Raw genomic sequence first — 18975 nt, forward strand, 5'->3', positions numbered from 1 at the left:
AGGGCATCAGCAGTCGTCCAGCCGGAACGCGTCGCGCAGCCAGTGCAGCTGTGGCGGTTCGCCGCTGGCCTCGACCACGTCGAAGCGGCAGGGCGCATCGGCCAGTGCAGGATGCGCCTGCAGGTACAACTGTGCGGCCTGTACCAGGCGCCGGCATTTGCGGGGGTCGACCGAGGCGGCAGCGCCGCCGAAGTCGCTGCGCGCGCGGTACCGCACCTCCACGAAAACCACGGTACCGGCGTCGTCCATCACCAGGTCCAGTTCACCGCTTCGATAACGGACATTGCGCGCGCGTGGCTGCAGCCCGGCCTGTTGCAGGTGCAGCTCGGCGGCGGTTTCCACCGCCGAGCCCCGCTGCGTGCGCTCAGCGACCACCGACGATCGGCATCGGCCGGCCGCCGCTGAAGGTCGACCACGCCGGCTGGCGCAGGATGTTGCCGTTGCCATCGAGGAACAGGGTGCCGGTGGCGCCTTCCAGGCCGCCTTCGTTGGCCAGCTTGTCCAGATAGCTGCTGATCTTCCACGCGTCGGCGCCGAAGGCGAACAGGCGGCCGGCGGCACCGCGCGCGCTGGGCAGCGTGCTGGCGACCTGGCTGGCCGACGGCAGGCCGGAGACACTGCGCACGTTCCAGGCTTCATTCGGGTAGACGATGCCGTCCAGTGCCACGTCTTCCTCCACCTTGCCGCTGCCGATGGTCAGCTGGGACGTGCCGACGCGGGTGGCGCCGCCGACACCGGCCAGCGCCAGCTGCGGCGCGAGCAGCCGCGCCTGCGGAGCGCGCACGGCGAGAAACACAGCGTCGACCTGGCCGGCATTGCGCACCTGGGCGCCGACATCGCCCACCGCTTCAGGGACCGATACCGTGGCGGCCACCTGGCCACCGCGCTGGGTGAAACGCTGGGAGAAGGCCGCGGCGGCGCGGCGGCCGGTATCGTCGCTGCTGCTGATGACCAGGGCGCGATTGCGCTCACGGCCACGCAGGTATTCGGCGGCGACGATGCCGTCGTCTTCCGGGGCGAGCGAGAAGCCGGCGCTGCCGGCCGGCGGTGAATCCTTGCCACGGTTCAGCGCCAGCACCGGCACCTGCAGCGGCTGGCGGCCGTATACCGCATCCACTTCATCGCGGCCCAGCGGGCCAACGACGAAGTCGGCACCGGAGGCCACTGCCTTGTCGTAAGCAGCCAATGCCCCGGCCGGCGTGCCGGCGGTATCGAAGAAATTGATGTCCGGGCGGCGGCGCGATTCGCCGTAATAGGCGGCGAGCAGGCCATCGCGCACCGGCTGTGCCGCGGTGGCGAGGCGGCCACTGAGCGGCAGCAGCACGGCCAGCTTCGCCGGCGGGCGGTAGCCATCGCTCATTGCCGGCGGGCGCTTGCTGGTGTCGAACTGGGCGGCACCGTCGCGGTCGAACGGACGCGGAAGCGGCAGGCCGCGGGCGATCAACGCACGGCCGGCGAAGTTGTACAGCGGATCGTTGGCCGGCAGCGCGGCGGCACGGCTGCGCAGCGTGGCATCGTCGAGGGTGCCAAGCAGGCCTGAAATGGCCGCCTGGTTCTCGTTGCGCGCGCTGCCGGTGAGGCCGGCCTGCGCGCGTGCGCGGTCGCTGGCGGCGCCGAAGGCATCGCCAGTGGCCTGCAGGGCCTGGGCACGGGCGAGCAGCCAGCGCGTGCGCAGGCCGGGTGCGACGTTGTCGCCATTGTCCTTGAGCAGGGCCAGCGCCTGTGCGGGTTGCTTGTCAGCCAGTGCCAGCTCGGCGCCGGTCAGCTGGTAACGCTGCAGGCTGGCACCGGACAGCTGGCGGGCGCTGAGCTGCCCCAACAGGCTGCGCGCGCGGGTGCTGTCGCCGGCCAGGTGCCACGCCCAGGCTGCATCCGCCAGGGCATTGCTGCGCGCGCTGCCGCGCAGGGTGGCCGCCAGGCCCTCCAGCTGCATCGCGGCGTCGCGCGGCTTGCCCTGTTCGATCAGCGCCAGCGCCTGGCTCTGGGCCGGCGATTCGGGCGCGCTGGTGAAGCTGGTGGTGGCACAGCCGGCCAGGAGCATCAGCGACAACGAAAGGGCGGAGATGCGTGCGGCGGGCTTGTTCATGATCGGGTCCATGCGATGAGGGCAGCGGCCTTGGCCAGGTACACGCTAGGATTCTACCCTTGCCCCGTGAGTACCGCTGAAATGAGTGTCCCCACCCTGTATGTCGTCGCCACGCCGATCGGCAACCTGGCCGATCTGAGTCCGCGCGCACAGGAGGTGCTGCGTTCGGTAGCGGCGATCTGTGCCGAAGACACCCGGCGCAGCGGCCAGCTGTTGTCCCATTTCGGCATCCAGCAGCCGCTGGTGGCGCTGCACGAGCACAACGAAGACGCCCTGGCGCAGCGACTGGTCTCGCGCCTGCAGGCGGGCGAATCGCTGGCGCTGGTCAGCGATGCCGGCACGCCGCTGGTCAGCGATCCCGGCTTCCGCCTGGTACGGGCCGCGCGTGCGGCGGGCATCCGGGTCAGCCCGGTTCCGGGTGCCTGTGCCGCCATTGCCGCGCTCAGTGTGGCCGGCCTGCCCAGCGATCGCTTCAGTTTCGAGGGATTCCTGCCGGCCAAGGCCAGCGGGCGCCGCGACCGGCTGCAGGCGCTCGCCGGCGAGGTGCGCACGATGGTGTTCTACGAATCCTCGCACCGGATCGCCGAGTCCCTGGCGGACATGGCGGCGATCTTCGGCGGTGAGCGGCCTGCGGTGCTGGCACGGGAGCTGACCAAGCTGTTCGAGACCGTGCTGGATGGCGATCTGGCGGCCTTGCTGGCAGCGGTCGAAGCCGACGAGAACCAGCGCAAGGGCGAGTTCGTGGTGATGGTGCAGGGGGCCGGCGACGACGAGGAAGCGCAGCTGGCCCATGGCCGTCGCGTCTACGCCACATTGAGCGAGCACCTGCCGCCGTCGACCGCCGCCAAGCTGGCCGCCGAGCTGACCGGCGCACCGCGCAAGGCGTTGTACGGCCGGTAGCGCCGGGCCATGCCCGGCGTGCGCGTCGCGCGGCCTCGAACAGCCACCGGGCAGGAACCACCCGCGTACGGTAGAATGCGCGCTGGCGGAGCCGGCCAGACAGTCGCGTCATCCCTTGCGGGGTGCCGAGGAAAGTCCGGGCTCCACAGGGCAAGGTGCCAGGTAACGCCTGGGCGGCGCAAGCCGACGGAAAGTGCAACAGAAAGATACCGCCTACGTCTTCTTCGGAAGACCGGTAAGGGTGAAATGGTGCGGTAAGAGCGCACCGCGAGTCTGGTAACAGACCGGCACGGCAAACCCCACCTGGAGCAAGACCAAATAGGGATCCTTTGGCGCGGCCCGCGTTGGATCCGGGTAGGTTGCTTGAGCGTTGCGGTGACGTAACGCCTAGAGGAATGACTGTCCACGACAGAACCCGGCTTATCGGCCGGCTCCGCCTCCATTCACCTGTGTAGCGCCGGGCCATGCCCGGCGGCATCCTGCCCGCCGTTCAGAAGTCGATGCGGCTTCCGGCGACGAATACGCCCTGCGGCCCGAAGCGGCGTTCATGGATCTGCCCGTGGCCATCACCATCGATCAGCAGCACGGTGCTGGCACGGGTGCCGTAGTCGTCGCCGCGGATGAAGGCCGGGCTCAACCAGCGCTCGCGTTCCAGTCCGATGCCGGTGTCCGGCAGGTCACTGTCGGCAGGCCGGTGTTCGTCGGCCAGCGCGGTCCATAGCGGGGTCAGGTCCGGGGTCAGATCCCTTTCGCTTTGCGAAGGAGATCTGACCCCGTCTTCTTCGAGCCAGGCCGTCAGCGCGGCCATCAGCCGCTGTGTCTTCGGCCAGGGGGCATCCAGTGCACCGTTGGACATGCCATGCACGCCCGGCCCCAGGCGCTGCCGTTCGGCAGGGTGGTTGCCCAGATACTCCAGGCTGTCGCTATCGGCAAGCAGCAGGTTGAACGGGGCGTAGGCGCCGGCCACGGCCGCCAAGCGATCGATATGCACTGCGGCCGGGTCGCGGCCACGCAGGAAGTCGGCCACCAGCGCGCCACGCGAGGGACCGGTCTGGGCGGCCAGCGGATCGCGCACATTGGTGACCACCGCCATCCGGCCGCCGGCACCGACGCCGGCCCAGCCTCCTCCGGAGCGGAGGTCGCGCCCGCCGATGACGGAGGTCTCATCCTGCCAGCGGGCCAGCGCCGCAGTGGGGCGGGCGTGGAACTCATCACGGTTGCCGGTCATCACCAGCCGCCAGCGCGGATGGTGCATCCAGCCAAGAGCAAGCAGGCACATGACGTCATTGTGCCCGGTTTGCGCAGTCTGGCGCCGCTTTCAGCCAGTTCCCGATGAATGCGGGGGCGATGTTTCACGCCCCCTGCACAGGCCTGAACTTCCGTTCAATCTCAAAAATTGAGACGGATCAGCAACTTGTGGATAAGCCTTGAACAATTCTCTAAAGGTTGCTGCAAGCCATTGATGTGGCTGGCGATTTCCCTGCGGAAAAGTTGTTGACAACCCTTCGCTCGCTGCTAAGGTGGGCATCAGAGGGAAATCCGGGTGTTTTGTGGGTTTTCGTGGTTCAATGTTTCACCGGGCGAAGGACAAGGTGCAGGCGTCGTGTTTCAGGGCGAGACGGCCATCACAGTTGACGACAAGGGGCGCATGGCGGTTCCCACCGCTTACCGCGACCTGGTCGCGCGCGCCAGCAACAACCGTCTCGTGTTGACCTACAACCCGTTCGAAGCCGGCTGCCTGTGGCTGTATGCCGAGTCGGAATGGGAGCGGGTCCGCGACGATGTCATGTCCAAGCCCAATACCCAGCGCGTCGTGCGCCTGTTGCAGCAGAAGCTGGTCGGCTCGGCCGCCCACCTGGAGCTGGACGGCAACGGTCGTATCAGCATTCCCGCCAGCCACCGCGGTGCGGTGGGCATAGAAAAGAAGGCGGTATTGCTCGGTATGGGCGACAAGTTCGAATTGTGGAGCGAGCAGGCGCATCGTGCCCTGATCCAGCAGACGTTGTCTGACGAGGATCTGGGCGATGGGTTGCTCGACCTGAAGTTGTGAGCCGGGGTGCCCGGATGCGCCCAGAAGCGCAGGCCGGTCACCTTCCGGTGTCGCAGTCGCCGGCGGTGCACCTGCCGGTCCTGTACACCCAGGTCCTGGACGGCCTGAGGGTGATCGAAAACGGACGTTATCTGGATGGCACGTTCGGTCGTGGCGGTCACGCACGTGGCGTGCTCACCCAGTTGGGGCCGGAGGGACGCCTGCTGGTCATGGACAAGGATCCGGAAGCCATCGCTGTGGCCGAGCGCGACTTCGCGCCGGACCCGCGCGTGTCGATTTTCCGTGGCAGCTTCGCCCAGCTGCTGCAGTGGAACGAGACGGCCGAAGGCCTGGATGGCGTGCTGTTCGATCTCGGCGTGTCCTCGCCGCAGCTGGACGTGGCCGAACGTGGTTTCAGCTTCGGCAAGGACGGCCCGCTGGACATGCGCATGGATCCGGACAGCGGCGAAAGTGCCGCGCAGTGGATCAACCGCGTCGAAGAGCGCGAGATCGCCGACGTGCTGTGGACCTATGGCGAAGAGCGGCAGAGCCGGCGCATCGCCCGCGCCATCGTTGCCCGCCGCGAGAAGCAGCCGTTCTCCCGCACCGCCGAACTGGCCGAACTGATCGCGTCGGTGATGCCCCGCGGCAAGGACAAGATCCATCCGGCCACCCGCAGTTTCCAGGCCATCCGCATCCACATCAACCGCGAGCTGGCCGATCTGGAGGCCGGGCTCGACGCGGCGGTGGAACGGCTCAAGCCCGGCGGCCGGCTGGCGGTCATCAGCTTCCATTCGCTGGAAGACCGTATCGTCAAGCAGTACATGAACCGTCTGGCCAAGGCGCCGCCTGCCAACCGCCGCCTGCCTGAAGCGGTCGCGTTCGTGCCGACCCTGGACCTGATCGGCGGGGCCATCAAGGCCACGGACGACGAACTGGCCGCCAACCCGCGCGCGCGCAGCGCCGTGCTGCGCGTGGCCCAGAAGCGGGAGGCCGACGCATGAGCCGCCTGCTGCTGATCATTCTGCTGGCCTCCACCGTGGCCTCGGCGATCGGCGTGGTGTTCGTGCGCCACCGCCACCGGCAGACGTTCATCGAGCTGTCGCGCGCCGAGCGTGCGCGCGATGACCTGAACATCGAGTTCGGCCGCCTGCAGCTGGAACAGGCCACCCTGGCCGAAGCCAACCGCGTCGACCGCATCGCCCGCGAGAAGTTGGGCATGAAGTTCCCCGAAGCCGCCGACGTAGTGGTGGTGCGCCCATGAGCAAGACCGGCCGCAACCGTCCACGCAACGCCTTCAACCTGCGCCAGCGCCTGCGCTGGGTGGCGCTGGCGCTTGGCCTGTGTTCGGTGTCGCTGGTCGGCCGCGCGGCCTACGTGCAGATCATCAACAGCGATTTCTACCAGCGCCAGGGCGAGGCCCGCTACCTGCGCGAGCTGCCGATCAAAACCTCGCGCGGCATGATCACCGACCGCAACGGCGAACCGCTGGCGGTCTCCACCCCGGTGGCCTCGATCTGGGTGAACCCGCAGGACCTGCTGCGCGCGCCTGACCGCATTCCGGAACTGGCGCAGGCCGTGGGCATGTCGGTGGACGAGCTGAGCAGCCGCCTGTCGCAGAAGTCGGACAAGGAATTCATGTACCTGCGTCGCCGGATCAATCCGGACGAGGCAGAAAAGGTGGTCGCGCTGAAGATTCCAGGCGTGGCCGCGCAGCGCGAGTTCCGCCGCTTCTACCCGCAGGGCGAAGCGATGGCGCATGTGCTGGGTTTCACCAACATCGACGACCGCGGCCAGGAAGGCCTGGAACTGGCGTTCGACGAATGGCTGCGCGGCAAGCCGGGCGCGAAGCGGGTGATCCGCAACCGCAAGGGCGAGACCGTCGAGAGCGATCTGCTGCGTGCCGCCGAACCGGGCAAGGACCTGACCCTCAGCATCGATCGCCGCATCCAGTACCTGGCCTTCAAGGAACTGCGCAATGCGCTGGTGGCCAACAAGGCGGCCGGCGGTTCGATGGTCATCATGGACGTGACCACAGGCGAGATCCTGGCCATGGTCAACCTGCCGACCTACAACCCGAACTCGCTGACCGGTGCGTTGCCCGATTCGCGCCGCAATCGCGCGGTGACCGATCTGGTCGAACCGGGCTCGACGATGAAGCCGTTGACCATCGCCACCGCGCTGCAGGCAGGCGTGGTGACCAAGGACACCATCGTCGACACCAATCCGGGTTACATGACCCTGGGCCGCTTCACCATCCGCGACGTGCCGCGCAACAACGGGGTACTGAACGTGACCGGCGTGATCACCCGCAGCTCCAACGTGGGTGCCGCCAAGGTCGCGGCGAAGATGCCCGACCAGACCTTCTATGACGGTGTGCGGCGCTTCGGCTACGGCTCGGTACCGCACAGCGGTTTCCCGGGTGAGTCGGGAGGTGTGGTGATGCGTCCGGGCCGTTGGTCGGGAACCACCAAGACCACCATGTCCTATGGCTACGGCCTGTCGGTCACGCCGTTGCAGATCGCCACCGCGTACTCGGCGCTGGCCAACGGTGGTCGCCTGATCGCACCGACCTTCGTCAAGGGGCAGCGCAACGAAGGCCAGCAGATCATCGACGAGAACGTCGCCAAGCAGGTGGTGGCGATGATGGAAACGGTGGTCACCCAGGGCGGCGCCAAGCAGGCGGCGGTCCTGGGCTACCACGTCGCCGGCAAGACCGGTACTGCGCGCAAGGCCGGCCCCGGCGGCTACGAGCGCGGTCACTACAACGCGCTGTTCGCCGGCGTGGTGCCCGCCACCAACCCGCGCTTCGCCACTGTCATCGTCATCAATGATCCGCAGGCCGGCAAGTTCTACGGCGGCCTGGTGTCGGCGCCGGTCTATCACAACGTGATGGAAGGCACTCTGCGCCTGATGGATGTGCCGCTGGACGACCTGCAGTCGTGGCTGGCCGCGCAGCAGTCCGGAAAGATGGGGCACTCGGCCTCGATCCTGCCGGCCCCGCCGGCCGAGACCGCGTTGCCGGTCGATGCCGCCGCCGAATTCGATGCCGCGCTGCCCAGCGCGCAGGTCCAGACGCCGCCCGCCACGGGAGGCACGCAATGAGCCCTTCGATGTTGCTTTCGCAGTTGCTTCCGGACGTGGCCCTGGCGGGCCATGATCCCGTTCTGACCGGCCTGGTGCTGGACAGCCGTGCCGTACGTCCCGGCAATGCCTTCGTGGCCATCGCCGGCTTCGGCGCACACGGCCTGGGCTTCGTCGATCAGGCGCGCGCGGCGGGCGCCGGCGCGATCCTGTTCGAGCCACCGGCACCGGACGATCTGCCCGCACCGGCCGATGCCATCGCGGTGCCGGGCCTGCGCGCACGCATGGGCGCAATGGCTGACCAGTTCCACGGTGCACCGTCGCGGGCAATGGCGATGGTGGGTGTCACCGGTACCAACGGCAAGACGTCCACCGTGCAGCTGCTGGCCCAGGCCTGGCATCTGCTGGGAACGCCCAGTGGCAGTATCGGCACGCTGGGTGCTGGACTTTACGGCGCGGTCGAGCCGACCGGCTTCACCACGCCGCTGGTGCTGCAGATGCATGCCCTGCTGGCGCAGCTGCGCGACCAGGGTGCGCGAGCGGTGGCGATGGAAGTCAGTTCACATGCGCTGGACCAGGGCCGCGTCGATGCCGTGCATTACGACGTGGCCGTGTTCACCAACCTCACCCGCGACCATCTCGATTACCACGGCGACATGGCCAGCTACGGCGCCGCCAAGGCCCGCCTGTTCCATCGTCCTGGCCTGAAGGCCGCGGTGATCAACCTCGACGACGCGTTCGGGCGCCAGCTGCTCGCCGATCTGCCGGCCGGCGTGCTGCCGATCGGCCTGAGCTCGCGCGGTACCGACGGCGCCGTCGTGCTCGCCGACGCGCTGCAGCTTGATGGCCGTGGCATCGCCTTCGACCTGGTGATCGAAGGCCAGCGCGCAGCTGTCCGATCGCCGCTGCTGGGCCGCTTCAACGTCGACAACCTGCTGGCCGTGGCCGGCACCCTGCACGCGCAGGGCCAGCCACTGCCGCGTATCGCCGAGGTGCTGTCGGCGCTGCAGCCGATCCGCGGCCGCATGAACCGCCTTGGCGGCGAGCAGGGCCTGCCGACCGTGGTCATCGACTACGCGCACACGCCGGATGCACTGGAACAGGCACTGGACAGCCTGCACGGGCACCTGCAGGGCACGCTGTTCTGTGTGTTCGGCTGTGGCGGTGAACGTGACACCGGCAAGCGCCCGCAGATGGCGGCCATCGCCGAGCGGCTGGCCAACCAGGTCATCGTGACCGATGACAACCCGCGTGGCGAGGACGGTGACCGCATCGTCGCCGACATCCTTGCAGGATTCACCGATGCCGGCGCGGTGACGGTGCAGCGCAACCGTGCGCGCGCGATCGGCCTGGCCGTGAAGCGCGCCGGTGCCGGCGACATCATCCTGATCGCCGGCAAGGGCCATGAGCCCTACCAGGAGATCAAGGGCGTACGCCACGACTTCGACGATACCGAAGTGGCGGCCGCTGCACTGGCTGCCAAGGCCGGTGTGCTGGCGGCGGAGGGTGCACGATGAAGCGCACCCTGCTGTCGCTGATCGCGCACTGGGCCGGCGGCGAGATCCACGGCGACGATGTCGCCATCGATGCCATCAGCAACGATACCCGCAGTCTCGGCCCGGGCAGCCTGTACGTGGCCCTGCGTGGCGAGCGTTTCGATGGCCATGACTTCGCCGCCGACGCGCAGGCCCGTGGCGCCAGCGCGCTGCTGGTCGAGCGCCTGCTGCCGGTCGAGCTGCCGCAGGTGCTGGTCGCCGACAGCGAACTGGCGCTGGCGAAGATCGCCACGGGCATGCAGCGCGACCGCAGCACCGAGGTCTTCGCGATCACCGGCAGCAACGGCAAGACCAGCGTGAAGAGCCTGCTGCTGGCCATCCTGCAACAGGTGGCACAGCACGCGCACAAGGTGGTCTACGCCAACCCGGGCAACCGCAACAACGAGATCGGCCTGCCACTGGCGGTGATCGATGCACCGGAAGATGCCGACTACGCCGTCTACGAGATGGGCGCCGGCAAGCCGGGCGACATCGCCTACCTGACCGATATCGCCCGCCCGCGCTATGCGCTGGTCAACAACATCGCGCCTGCGCATCTTGAGCGGATGGGCAGTCTGCTCGGCGTGGCCACCACCAAAGGCGCCATCTACGCCGCACTGCCGGCCGACGGCGTGGCGGTGATCAATGTCGATGATGCCTACGGACGGTGGTTCGAGCAGCACTTCGTCGGCGTTCCGCCGCGCTGCCGCGTGCTGCGTTACGGCCTGGAACACACTGCCGACATCACCGCGCGTGACATCCGCGCCGGTGCGCAGGGCAGCCAGTTCACGCTGGTCTCGCCGATGGGCGAAGCACGCGTGGTGCTGGGCCTGCCGGGCCGCCACAACGTCAGCAACGCGCTTGCTGCCGCCAGCCTGGCGCTGGCTGCCGGCATCGACCTGGCATGGGTTGCCGCCGGCCTGGCCGACGCACAGCCGGTGCCCGGACGCCAGATCGCGCACCAGCTGCGCAATGGTGCGGTGCTGGTGGACGACAGCTACAACGCCAATCCCGGTTCGCTGGCCGCCGCCATCGATGCGCTGGCGGCCGCCCCGGAAGAGGGCTGGCTGGTGCTGGGTGACATGCGTGAGCTTGGCCCGGATGCGCAGTCGCTGCACGCGCAGGCCGGCGTCCGCGCGCGCGCCGCAGGGCTGAAGCGCCTGTATGCGCTCGGTCCGCTCAGTGCCGCCGCCGCCGCCGCGTTCGGCGAAGGCGGCCGCCAATTCGCCACCCATGACGCGCTGTCGCAGGCGTTGAAGGACGAGCTGCACGCCGGCGTGCGCTGCCTGGTCAAGGGTTCCCGTGGCAGCGCCATGGACACGATCGTCAAAGCGCTGCTGGCGCAAGGAGAGGAATCCCCGCATGTTGTATGAACTGGCTCGATGGTTGCAGCAGTTGGAGAGCCTGTTCGGGCTGTTCAACTACCAGACGTTCCGCGCCATCCTTGCCGCGTTGACGGCCCTGTTCCTGTCGCTGTGGCTCGGCCCGGCGATGATCCGCAAGCTTGCCCAGTTCAAGGGCGGCCAGCCGATCCGCAAGGACGGCCCGCAGACCCATTTCTCCAAGGCCGGCACGCCGACCATGGGCGGTTCGCTGATCCTGCTGACCGTCACCCTGTCGGTGCTGATGTGGGCCGACCTGCGCAACCGCTACGTCTGGCTGGTGCTGGCGGTGATGCTGTGCTTCGGCGCGATCGGCTGGTACGACGACTGGATCAAGATCGTCCGCCGCGACCCGAACGGCCTGAAGTCGCGCTGGAAGTACCTGCTGCAGTCGATCTTCGGACTGGCCGCCGGCCTGTTCCTGTTCTATACCGCCGATGTGCCTGCCGCACTGACCTTCTACATTCCGATGTTCAAGTCGGTGGCGCTGCCGCTGGCCGGCATCGGCTTCGTGACCATCGCCTACTTCTGGATCGTCGGCTTCTCCAACGCGGTCAACCTGACCGATGGCCTGGACGGCCTGGCGATCATGCCGACCGTGCTGGTCGCCTGCGCGCTGGGCGTGTTCGCCTACGCCTCCGGCAACGTGGTGTTCGCCAACTACCTGCAGATCCCGCAGATTCCCGGTGCCGGTGAGCTGGTCATCATCTGCGCCGCCATCGCGGGCGCCGGGCTGGGCTTCCTGTGGTTCAACACCTATCCGGCGATGGTCTTCATGGGCGACATCGGCGCGCTGGCGCTGGGCGCGGTGCTGGGCACGATCGCGGTGATCACCCGCCAGGAACTGGTGCTGGTGATCATGGGCGGCGTATTCGTCATCGAGACCCTGTCGGTGATGATCCAGGTCGCCTCGTTCAAGCTGACCGGCAAGCGCGTGTTCCGCATGGCGCCGATCCACCACCATTTCGAACTGAAGGGCTGGCCGGAGCCGCGCGTGATCGTGCGCTTCTGGATCATCTCCGTCGTGCTCGTGCTGATCGGCCTGGCCACGTTGAAGGTGCGCTGACGATGAACGACCTGTCCCGCCAGGCAACACGCCTCGAAGCCATCGAAGGCAGCTACGACAAGTGGCTGCTGGGTGCGATGCTCGCGCTCACCGGGCTGGGCGTGGTGATGGTGGCGTCGAGTTCGATCGCGTTGATGAGCAGCCCGTTCTACTACCTCAACCGCCACCTGGTGTTCCTGGCGATCGGCATCGTGCTGGCGGCCATTGCAGCGCGTACCGAGCTGAAGTCCATCGAACAGTACAACCAGCTGCTGCTGCTGGGCTGCTTCGCACTGTTGCTGGTAGTGTTCATCCCCGGTCTGGGCAGCAGCGTCAACGGTGCCCGCCGCTGGATCAACCTGGGGGTCTCCAAGTTCCAGACCGTGGAAGCGGTGAAGGTGCTGTACATCGTCTGGCTGTCCAGCTATCTGGTGCGCTTCCGCGACGAGGTCAATGCGACCTGGCCGGCGATGCTCAAGCCGCTGGGGGTGGCCGGTGCGCTGGTGGTGCTGCTGCTGCTGCAGCCCGACTTCGGTTCGTCGACCCTGCTGCTGGCGATCACGGCCGGCATGCTGGTGCTGGGCGGGGTCAACATGCCGCGCATGTCGATGCCGGTGATCATCGGCCTGGTCGGCATGAGTGCGCTGGCGATCATCGAGCCGTACCGCATGCGCCGCATCACCTCGTTCCTGGACCCGTGGGCCGACCAGCAGGGCGACGGCTACCAGCTGTCCAACGCGCTGATGGCGGTGGGGCGCGGTGAGTGGACCGGCGTCGGCCTCGGCAATTCGGTACAGAAGCTGTACTACCTGCCCGAAGCACATACCGACTTCATCTTCTCGGTGACCGCCGAGGAATTCGGCTTCATGGGCACCTGCGTCATCATCGCCCTGTTCGCGCTGCTGGTCGGCCGCACCTTCTGGCTGGGCATGCGCTGCGTGGAAATGAAGCGCCACTTCTCCGGCTACATCGCCTTCGGCATCGGCCTGTGGATCAGCATGCAGACCTTCGTTTCGATCGGCGTGAACCTGGGCATCCTGCCGACCAAGGGCCTGACCCTGCCGCTGATCTCCTCGGGTGGTTCGTCGGTCCTGATGACCTGCGTGGCGATGGGCCTGCTGCTGCGCGTGTCCTACGAGCTGAAGCGTGCCGAGCGCCGCCAGGCCGTGCGCATCGGCGGCGGCGACGACGTCACCAGCGCGCCGGCCGAAGAGCCGTCCGCCCCGTCCGCGGGGTCACTGCCGATGGGCGCGGACGCGCCTGCCGGTGCGGGCCCTGCCGTGCGTGGCACCAGCCGCCTGCAGTCCCGCGTCGAACCGACCTTCGGGAGGCTCGGATGAGCGCTGCCGACCACAACGTTCGCCCGGTGATGATCCTGGCCGGTGGTACCGGCGGGCATATCTTCCCGGGGCTGGCCGTGGCCCGCGTGCTGCGCGAGCGTGGCGTGCCGGTCACCTGGATGGGCGCCGAAGGCGCGATGGAAACCCGGCTGGTGCCGCAGCACGACATTCCGATCGACACGCTGGCCATCACCGGCCTGCGTGGCAAGGGCAAGCTGGCACTGCTGGGCGCACCGTGGCGGCTGATGCGCGCGTTGCGCGCGGCCGGCATGATCATCCGTCGTCGCCAGCCGCGTGCGGTGATTGCCTTCGGTGGATTCGCTTCGGGCCCCGGTGGCATGGCCACCCGCCTGCACGGGCTGCCGCTGCTGGTGCACGAGCAGAACCGCGCACCCGGCATGACCAACCGCATCCTGTCGCGCTACTCGCGCCGCCTGCTGACCGGCTTCCCCGGCACCTTCGCCAAGGGTGAAGAAGCGGTGGGCAATCCGGTGCGCGCGGAGATCGCCGCGATCGCGCCGCCGGAACAGCGTTTCGCCGATCGCCACGGTCCGTTGCGCGTGCTGGTGGTGGGTGGCAGCCAGGGTGCGCGCGCACTCAACAGCGGCGTGCCGCAGGCCATCGCAGCGCTCGGTGCGGAAGTGCCGGTGCAGGTGCGCCACCAGAGCGGCGAGAAGCTGCACGCCGAAGCGGTCGAGGCCTATGCCAAGGCGGGCGTGCAGGCGCAGATCACGCCGTTCATCGCTGACATGGCCGAGGCATTCGCCTGGGCCGATCTGGTCGTGTGCCGTGCCGGGGCATCCACCCTGGCCGAGCTGTGCGCGGTCGGTGTCGGCAGCGTGCTGGTGCCATTCCCCGCCGCCGTTGACGATCACCAGACCCGCAACGCGGAGTATCTGGTCGAGCGCGGCGCGGCGGTTTTGCTGAAGCAGGACGGAACGCTGGCAGACGGCATTGCCGCACTGCTGCGCGATCTGTCCGAAAATCCCGGCCGCCGCATGCAGATGGCGCAAGCCGCGCGTGCCCTGGCCAAGGTCGATGCCGCCGAGCGCATCGCCGATATCATTCTCGAGGAAGCTGTATGAAGAAGGCATGCCAGCGCGCCTGCCCTGCGCGAGGCCGCGCATGATCCGTCGCCTGCACGACACCAACGACCTGGTGCGCGCCTTCCCGCGCGTGCACTTCGTCGGCATCGGCGGCACCGGCATGAGCGGCATCGCCGAAGTGATGCTGACGCTGGGTTATGAAGTGTCCGGTTCGGACAATGCCGACAATGCGGCCACCCGCCGCCTGGCCGGCCTGGGCGCACGCATCATGCGTGGCCATTCGGCGGCCAATGTGCTGGGCACCGACTGCGTGGTGGTGTCCAGCGCGATCCGCGAAGACAACCCGGAGCTGATGGAGGCGCGCAGCCAGCGCATTCCAATCATGCCGCGTGCGGCGATGCTGGCCGAGCTGATGCGCTTCCGGCGTGGCATCGCCGTGGCCGGCACCCATGGCAAGACCACCACCACCAGCCTGACGGCAGCGGTGCTGAGCGAGGGTGGCCTGGACCCGACCTTCGTGATCGGTGGCCAGCTGCTGGCCGCCGGCGCCAACGCCAAGCTCGGCGGTGGGCAGTGGCTGGTGGCAGAGGCCGATGAGAGCGATGGCAGCTTCCTGCGCCTGAATCCGCTGATGTCGATCATCACCAACATCGATGCGGACCACCTGGAAAACTACGGCAACGACTTCGCCCGGGTGCAGGCCGCATTCGCCGAATTCCTGCAGCGCCTGCCGTTCTACGGGCTGGCGGTACTGTGCATCGACGATCCGGAAGTGGCTGCACTGGCCGCCAGGACGCCGCGCCACGTCATGAGCTACGGCATGAGCCCGCAGGCCGACGTGCGCGCCGAGAACGTGGTGCAGGAGGGCTCGCGCATGCGCTTCACCCTGCGCCTGCCGCAGGGCACCAGCCAGGAAGTGGTGCTGGCACTGCCGGGCAGGCACAACGTGCTCAACGCGCTGGCCGCCGCTGCGGTCGGTTGGCAGCTGGGCGTGGCACCGGATGCAATTGCGCGTGCGCTGGAGGCCTTCGCCGGGGTCGGCCGTCGCTTCAACGACCTGGGCGAAGTCACCACCGCCAGCGGTGCCAGGGTGCGGATCATCGATGATTACGGTCATCACCCGAGCGAACTGGAGGCGGTGTTCGCCGCTGCCCGCGGCGGCTGGGCCGACAAGCGCCTGGTGGTCGCGTTCCAGCCCCACCGCTACAGCCGCACCCGCGACCAGTTCGACAAGTTCGCTGCAGTGCTGTCCAGCGTCGACGCGCTGGTGCTGAGCGAGGTCTACCCGGCCGGCGAGGAGCCGATCGCAGGTGCCGATTCGCATGCGCTGGCACGCGCCATCCGCGCCCGCGGCCGCAGCGAGCCGGTGGTGGTGGGCAAGGCCGCCGAGCTGGCGAGCGTGCTGCCGGACGTGCTGCAGGATGGTGACCTGCTGCTGATGATGGGGGCCGGCGATATCGGCGCCGTCGCCACCCACATCGCAGTGGAAGGCTTCAAGGCGGAGGGCGAGGCGTGAGCACGCTGACCTTCCCGCCGCTGCGCAGTACCGACCCGGCCGCGTTCGGTCGCGTCGCCGTGCTGCTCGGCGGTACCTCCAGCGAGCGCGAGGTGTCGCTGGACTCCGGCCGCAACGTGCTGGAGGCGCTGCAGTCGCGCGGCGTCGATGCGTTCGCCGTGGACGGCATTCCGGCCCTGGCCCGGGCATTGGCCGGCGGCGGCATCGATCGCGTGTTCAACATCCTGCACGGCCACAACGGTGGCGGAGAGGATGGCATCGTGCAGGGCCTGATGGACGCCTTCGGCGTGCCGTATACCGGCTCGGACGTGCTGGGTTCGGCATTGAGCATGGACAAGATCCGCACCAAGCAGGTGTGGCTCTCGGTCGGTTTACCCACCCCGCAGTACCGGAAGGTCACTGCCGAGACCGTCCACGCACAGGCGCGCGAGCTGGGCCTGCCGGTGGTGGTCAAGCCGGCCAACGAAGGCTCCAGCGTGGGCATCAGCCGGGTGACCGACGAAGCCGGCCTGGACGAGGCGGTGGCGTTGGCCTCGCGCTACGACGGCCAGCTGCTGATGGAGCAGATGGTAGTCGGCGACGAGCTGACCGTCGCCATCCTTGGCGACGTCGCACTGCCGTCGATCCGCATCGTGCCCAAGGGCCAGTGGTACGACTACAACGCCAAGTACATCGCAGAAGATACCCAGTACCTGTGCCCGGGCCTGGACGGCGAGGCCGAGGACGAGATCCGTCGCATCGCGCTGGCCGCGTTCCGCGCCGCCGGCTGCCGTGGCTGGGGGCGCGTGGACGTGATGCGTGACCGCGCAAGTGGCCGCTTCTTCCTGCTGGAAGTGAACACCGCGCCGGGCATGACCAGCCACTCGCTGGTGCCCAAGGCGGCCCGCCAGGCCGGCATCGGCTTCGAGGAGCTGGTGTGGCGCGTGCTTGAACAGACCCTGGAGGCTGGCCACGCATGAACGCGGTGCTGCGCATCTTCGTCTGGCTTCTGGCGCTGTCGGTGGTGGCACTGCCGGTGGTGGCCGTGGTCAATGGCTGGGTCGGCGCCGAGCGCTGGCCGCTGGCGAAGCTGCGCGTGCACGGTGAATTCAAGCGCGTGCCGGCCGAGCAGCTGCAGCAGGTGCTGTTGCCGTATGCGCGTGCCGGGTTCTTCGCGGTCAAGCTGCAGGATGCGCAGGACGCACTGGAGAAGCTGCCGTGGGTGGAAAGCGCGCAGGTGCGCAAGCAGTGGCCTGACGTGCTGGAAGTGACCCTGGTCGAGCACAAGCCTTTCGCCCGCTGGGGCGAGGGTCGCCTGCTGTCCGAGCAGGGCAAGCTGTTCCCCACGCCGAAGAAGCTGGCCGACCTGCAGCTGCCCGAGCTGGATGGCCCCGACAGCCAGACCGAGGAAGTGGTCAAGCTGTACAACGATTCACGCGCGCTGTTCGCGCCTGCCGGCGTCGACGTGCGCCGGCTGACCATGGATGCGCGCGGCAGCTGGTCGCTGGTGCTGAGCAACGGCACCGAAGTGGTGGTAGGACGCGATGACGCCCGTTCGCGCCTGCAGCGCTTCGTGCGCGTGCTGCCACAACTGGCCAACCAGGCTGCGCCGATCGAGCGCGCCGATCTCCGCTACACCAATGGTTTCACGCTGAGCTGGGGCACCCCGGCCGCGCCGGCTGACGCGCCGGCGACCCCGGCAAGAAGGACGCAGGAAAGGACATGAATCGCAAGGGTGACAAATCGCTGATCGTCGGCCTGGATATCGGCACCTCCAAGGTGGTGGCGCTGGTGGGCGAGTATTCGCCGGGCAACCCGATCGAAGTGATCGGCATCGGATCGCACGAGTCGCGCGGCCTCAAGCGCGGCGTGGTGGTGGACATCGAATCGACCGTGCAGTCGATCCAGCGTGCGGTCGAAGAGGCCGAGCTGATGGCCGGCTGCGAGATCCGTTCGGTCTACGCCTCGATCTCCGGCAACCACGTGCAGTGCAAGAACTCGCCGGGCATCGTTCCGATCCGCGATGGCGAGGTGACCTGGGGCGACCTGGACCGCGTGCTCGACGCTGCCAAGGCGGTGGCGATTCCGGCTGACCAGAAGATCCTGCATGCGATCCCGCGCGAGTACGTGCTGGATGATTCGCAGGAAGGCATCCGCAACCCGGTGGGCATGACCGGTGTGCGCCTGGAAGTGCATGCACACCTGGTGGTGTGCGCGCAGTCCGCCGCCGCCAACATCAGCAAGTGCGTGCAGCGCTGCGGCCTGCAGGTGGATGATCTGGTGCTGTCCTCGCTGGCCTCCAGCGTGGCGGTGCTGACCGCCGACGAACGCGAGCTGGGCGTGGTGCTGGTCGACATGGGCGCAGGCACCACCGACATCGCGGTGTTCGTGCAGGGCGCGATCTGCCACACCGCATCGCTGCCGATTGCCGGCGACCACGTCACCAACGACATCGCGCACATGCTGCGCACGCCGACCCCGGAAGCCGAGCAGATCAAGGTGCGCTACGCCTGCGCCCTGGCCCAGCTGGCCACTGCCGAGGAGAGCATCCAGGTGCCGTCGGTGGGTGATCGCCCGCCGCGGCGCATGCCGCGCCATTCGCTGGCGCAGGCAGTGCAGGGCCGCTACGAGGAAATCTTCGAGATGGTGCAGGCCGAACTGCGTCGCTCCGGCTTCGAAGAGCTGGTGCGCGCGGGCATGGTGCTCACCGGCGGTGCATCGAAGATGGAAGGCGTGGTCGAGCTGGCTGAAGAGATGCTGCAGATGCCGGTGCGCGTGGGCATTCCGCAGCACGTCACCGGCCTGGGCGAAGTGGTCGGCAACCCGGTGCACGCCACCGGCGTGGGCCTGCTGCTGATGGGCAGCCAGATCGAGCATCCGCGCCGGCCATCGCTGCCGACCGGGCGCGCCGGCAGCATGTTCAAGAAACTCAAGACCTGGTTCCGCGGCGAGTTCTGACGCGGAACCCTTAACGCCGGGCATCGCCCGGATGCAACACCCGCAACACAACGCAACACCGGCAACACACAACCC

17 protein-coding genes and 1 other RNA gene are annotated in these 18975 nt (G+C 68.2%); 15 read left to right on the forward strand and 3 right to left on the reverse strand.

Annotation, left to right across the window (positions count from 1 at the left end; translation table 11 throughout):
* Positions 1-6: 6 nt before the first annotated feature.
* Both ACZLIF_RS03040 and ACZLIF_RS03045 read right to left on the reverse strand, forming a co-directional pair.
* Positions 7-375, reverse strand: a complete 369-nt coding sequence (locus tag ACZLIF_RS03040; RefSeq protein ID WP_065182806.1) for a YraN family protein — start codon at positions 373-375, stop codon at positions 7-9.
* Positions 365-2086 (reverse strand): penicillin-binding protein activator, encoded by a 1722-nt coding sequence (locus ACZLIF_RS03045; protein WP_128989130.1) that lies wholly within the window; start codon positions 2084-2086, stop codon positions 365-367. Before ACZLIF_RS03045 ends, ACZLIF_RS03040 begins: the two co-directional genes overlap by 11 nt.
* 81 nt (positions 2087-2167) lie before the next feature.
* Between ACZLIF_RS03045 and rsmI the strand changes: the two genes are divergently transcribed.
* A complete protein-coding gene (gene rsmI / locus ACZLIF_RS03050) occupies positions 2168-2986 on the forward strand; it encodes a 16S rRNA (cytidine(1402)-2'-O)-methyltransferase (protein WP_128989132.1) in 819 nt (272 codons plus the stop codon).
* Between the two features lie 87 nt (positions 2987-3073).
* An RNA gene (rnpB, locus tag ACZLIF_RS03055) (RNase P RNA component class A) lies at positions 3074-3425 on the forward strand.
* Between the two features lie 51 nt (positions 3426-3476).
* Here rnpB and ACZLIF_RS03060 read toward each other — a convergent pair.
* Entirely contained in the window at positions 3477-4265 is a 789-nt protein-coding gene (locus ACZLIF_RS03060) for an NRDE family protein (RefSeq protein ID WP_065175816.1), read from the reverse strand.
* A 369-nt stretch (positions 4266-4634) separates the two neighbouring features.
* On the opposite strand from ACZLIF_RS03060, the gene ACZLIF_RS03065 reads away from it, so the two are divergent.
* From ACZLIF_RS03065 to ftsA, 13 genes are read left to right on the forward strand one after another with little or no spacing between them, the layout of a single operon-like run.
* On the forward strand, positions 4635-5036 hold the full coding sequence (locus ACZLIF_RS03065) for a division/cell wall cluster transcriptional repressor MraZ (RefSeq protein WP_008266948.1): 402 nt from the start codon (positions 4635-4637) through the stop codon (positions 5034-5036).
* A 14-nt stretch (positions 5037-5050) separates the two neighbouring features.
* Positions 5051-6019: a 16S rRNA (cytosine(1402)-N(4))-methyltransferase RsmH gene (rsmH, locus tag ACZLIF_RS03070; protein ID WP_053516464.1), complete on the forward strand. Its 969-nt coding sequence runs from the start codon at positions 5051-5053 to the stop codon at positions 6017-6019.
* On the forward strand, positions 6016-6279 hold the full coding sequence (gene ftsL, locus ACZLIF_RS03075; protein ID WP_053516463.1) for a cell division protein FtsL: 264 nt from the start codon (positions 6016-6018) through the stop codon (positions 6277-6279). The genes rsmH and ftsL overlap by 4 nt, the downstream gene beginning before the upstream one ends.
* Complete coding sequence (locus tag ACZLIF_RS03080; RefSeq protein ID WP_065182805.1) at positions 6276-8120, forward strand: peptidoglycan D,D-transpeptidase FtsI family protein; 1845 nt, start codon at positions 6276-6278, stop codon at positions 8118-8120. The genes ftsL and ACZLIF_RS03080 overlap by 4 nt, the downstream gene beginning before the upstream one ends.
* Positions 8117-9616 carry a UDP-N-acetylmuramoyl-L-alanyl-D-glutamate--2,6-diaminopimelate ligase gene (locus ACZLIF_RS03085; protein ID WP_128989134.1) on the forward strand — a complete coding sequence of 500 codons (1500 nt, stop codon included), beginning with the start codon at positions 8117-8119 and terminating at the stop codon, positions 9614-9616. The genes ACZLIF_RS03080 and ACZLIF_RS03085 overlap by 4 nt, the downstream gene beginning before the upstream one ends.
* Positions 9613-11007, forward strand: a complete 1395-nt coding sequence (locus ACZLIF_RS03090; RefSeq protein WP_128989136.1) for a UDP-N-acetylmuramoyl-tripeptide--D-alanyl-D-alanine ligase — start codon at positions 9613-9615, stop codon at positions 11005-11007. Before ACZLIF_RS03085 ends, ACZLIF_RS03090 begins: the two co-directional genes overlap by 4 nt.
* The gene (gene mraY / locus ACZLIF_RS03095; RefSeq protein WP_053516457.1) at positions 10997-12082 is read left to right on the forward strand and encodes a phospho-N-acetylmuramoyl-pentapeptide-transferase; all 1086 of its coding nucleotides are present in this window, start codon (positions 10997-10999) and stop codon (positions 12080-12082) included. The genes ACZLIF_RS03090 and mraY overlap by 11 nt, the downstream gene beginning before the upstream one ends.
* A gap of 2 nt (positions 12083-12084) precedes the next feature.
* Positions 12085-13401, forward strand: a complete 1317-nt coding sequence (gene ftsW, locus ACZLIF_RS03100) for a putative lipid II flippase FtsW (protein ID WP_128989137.1) — start codon at positions 12085-12087, stop codon at positions 13399-13401.
* Positions 13398-14486, forward strand: coding sequence for an undecaprenyldiphospho-muramoylpentapeptide beta-N-acetylglucosaminyltransferase (gene murG, locus ACZLIF_RS03105; protein WP_128989139.1), 1089 nt, complete (start codon positions 13398-13400; stop codon positions 14484-14486). The genes ftsW and murG overlap by 4 nt, the downstream gene beginning before the upstream one ends.
* A 40-nt stretch (positions 14487-14526) precedes the next feature.
* A complete protein-coding gene (gene murC / locus ACZLIF_RS03110) occupies positions 14527-15963 on the forward strand; it encodes a UDP-N-acetylmuramate--L-alanine ligase (RefSeq protein WP_053516454.1) in 1437 nt (478 codons plus the stop codon).
* Positions 15960-16922, forward strand: a complete 963-nt coding sequence (locus tag ACZLIF_RS03115) for a D-alanine--D-alanine ligase (RefSeq protein ID WP_128989140.1) — start codon at positions 15960-15962, stop codon at positions 16920-16922. The genes murC and ACZLIF_RS03115 overlap by 4 nt, the downstream gene beginning before the upstream one ends.
* The gene (locus ACZLIF_RS03120) at positions 16919-17668 is read left to right on the forward strand and encodes a cell division protein FtsQ/DivIB (protein WP_053516451.1); all 750 of its coding nucleotides are present in this window, start codon (positions 16919-16921) and stop codon (positions 17666-17668) included. The genes ACZLIF_RS03115 and ACZLIF_RS03120 overlap by 4 nt, the downstream gene beginning before the upstream one ends.
* Positions 17665-18900: a cell division protein FtsA gene (gene ftsA / locus ACZLIF_RS03125; protein WP_005408083.1), complete on the forward strand. Its 1236-nt coding sequence runs from the start codon at positions 17665-17667 to the stop codon at positions 18898-18900. The genes ACZLIF_RS03120 and ftsA overlap by 4 nt, the downstream gene beginning before the upstream one ends.
* The last annotated feature ends 75 nt before the right edge of the window (positions 18901-18975 follow it).

It is taken from the genome of Stenotrophomonas sp. 2201_Sma (assembly GCF_056486685.1).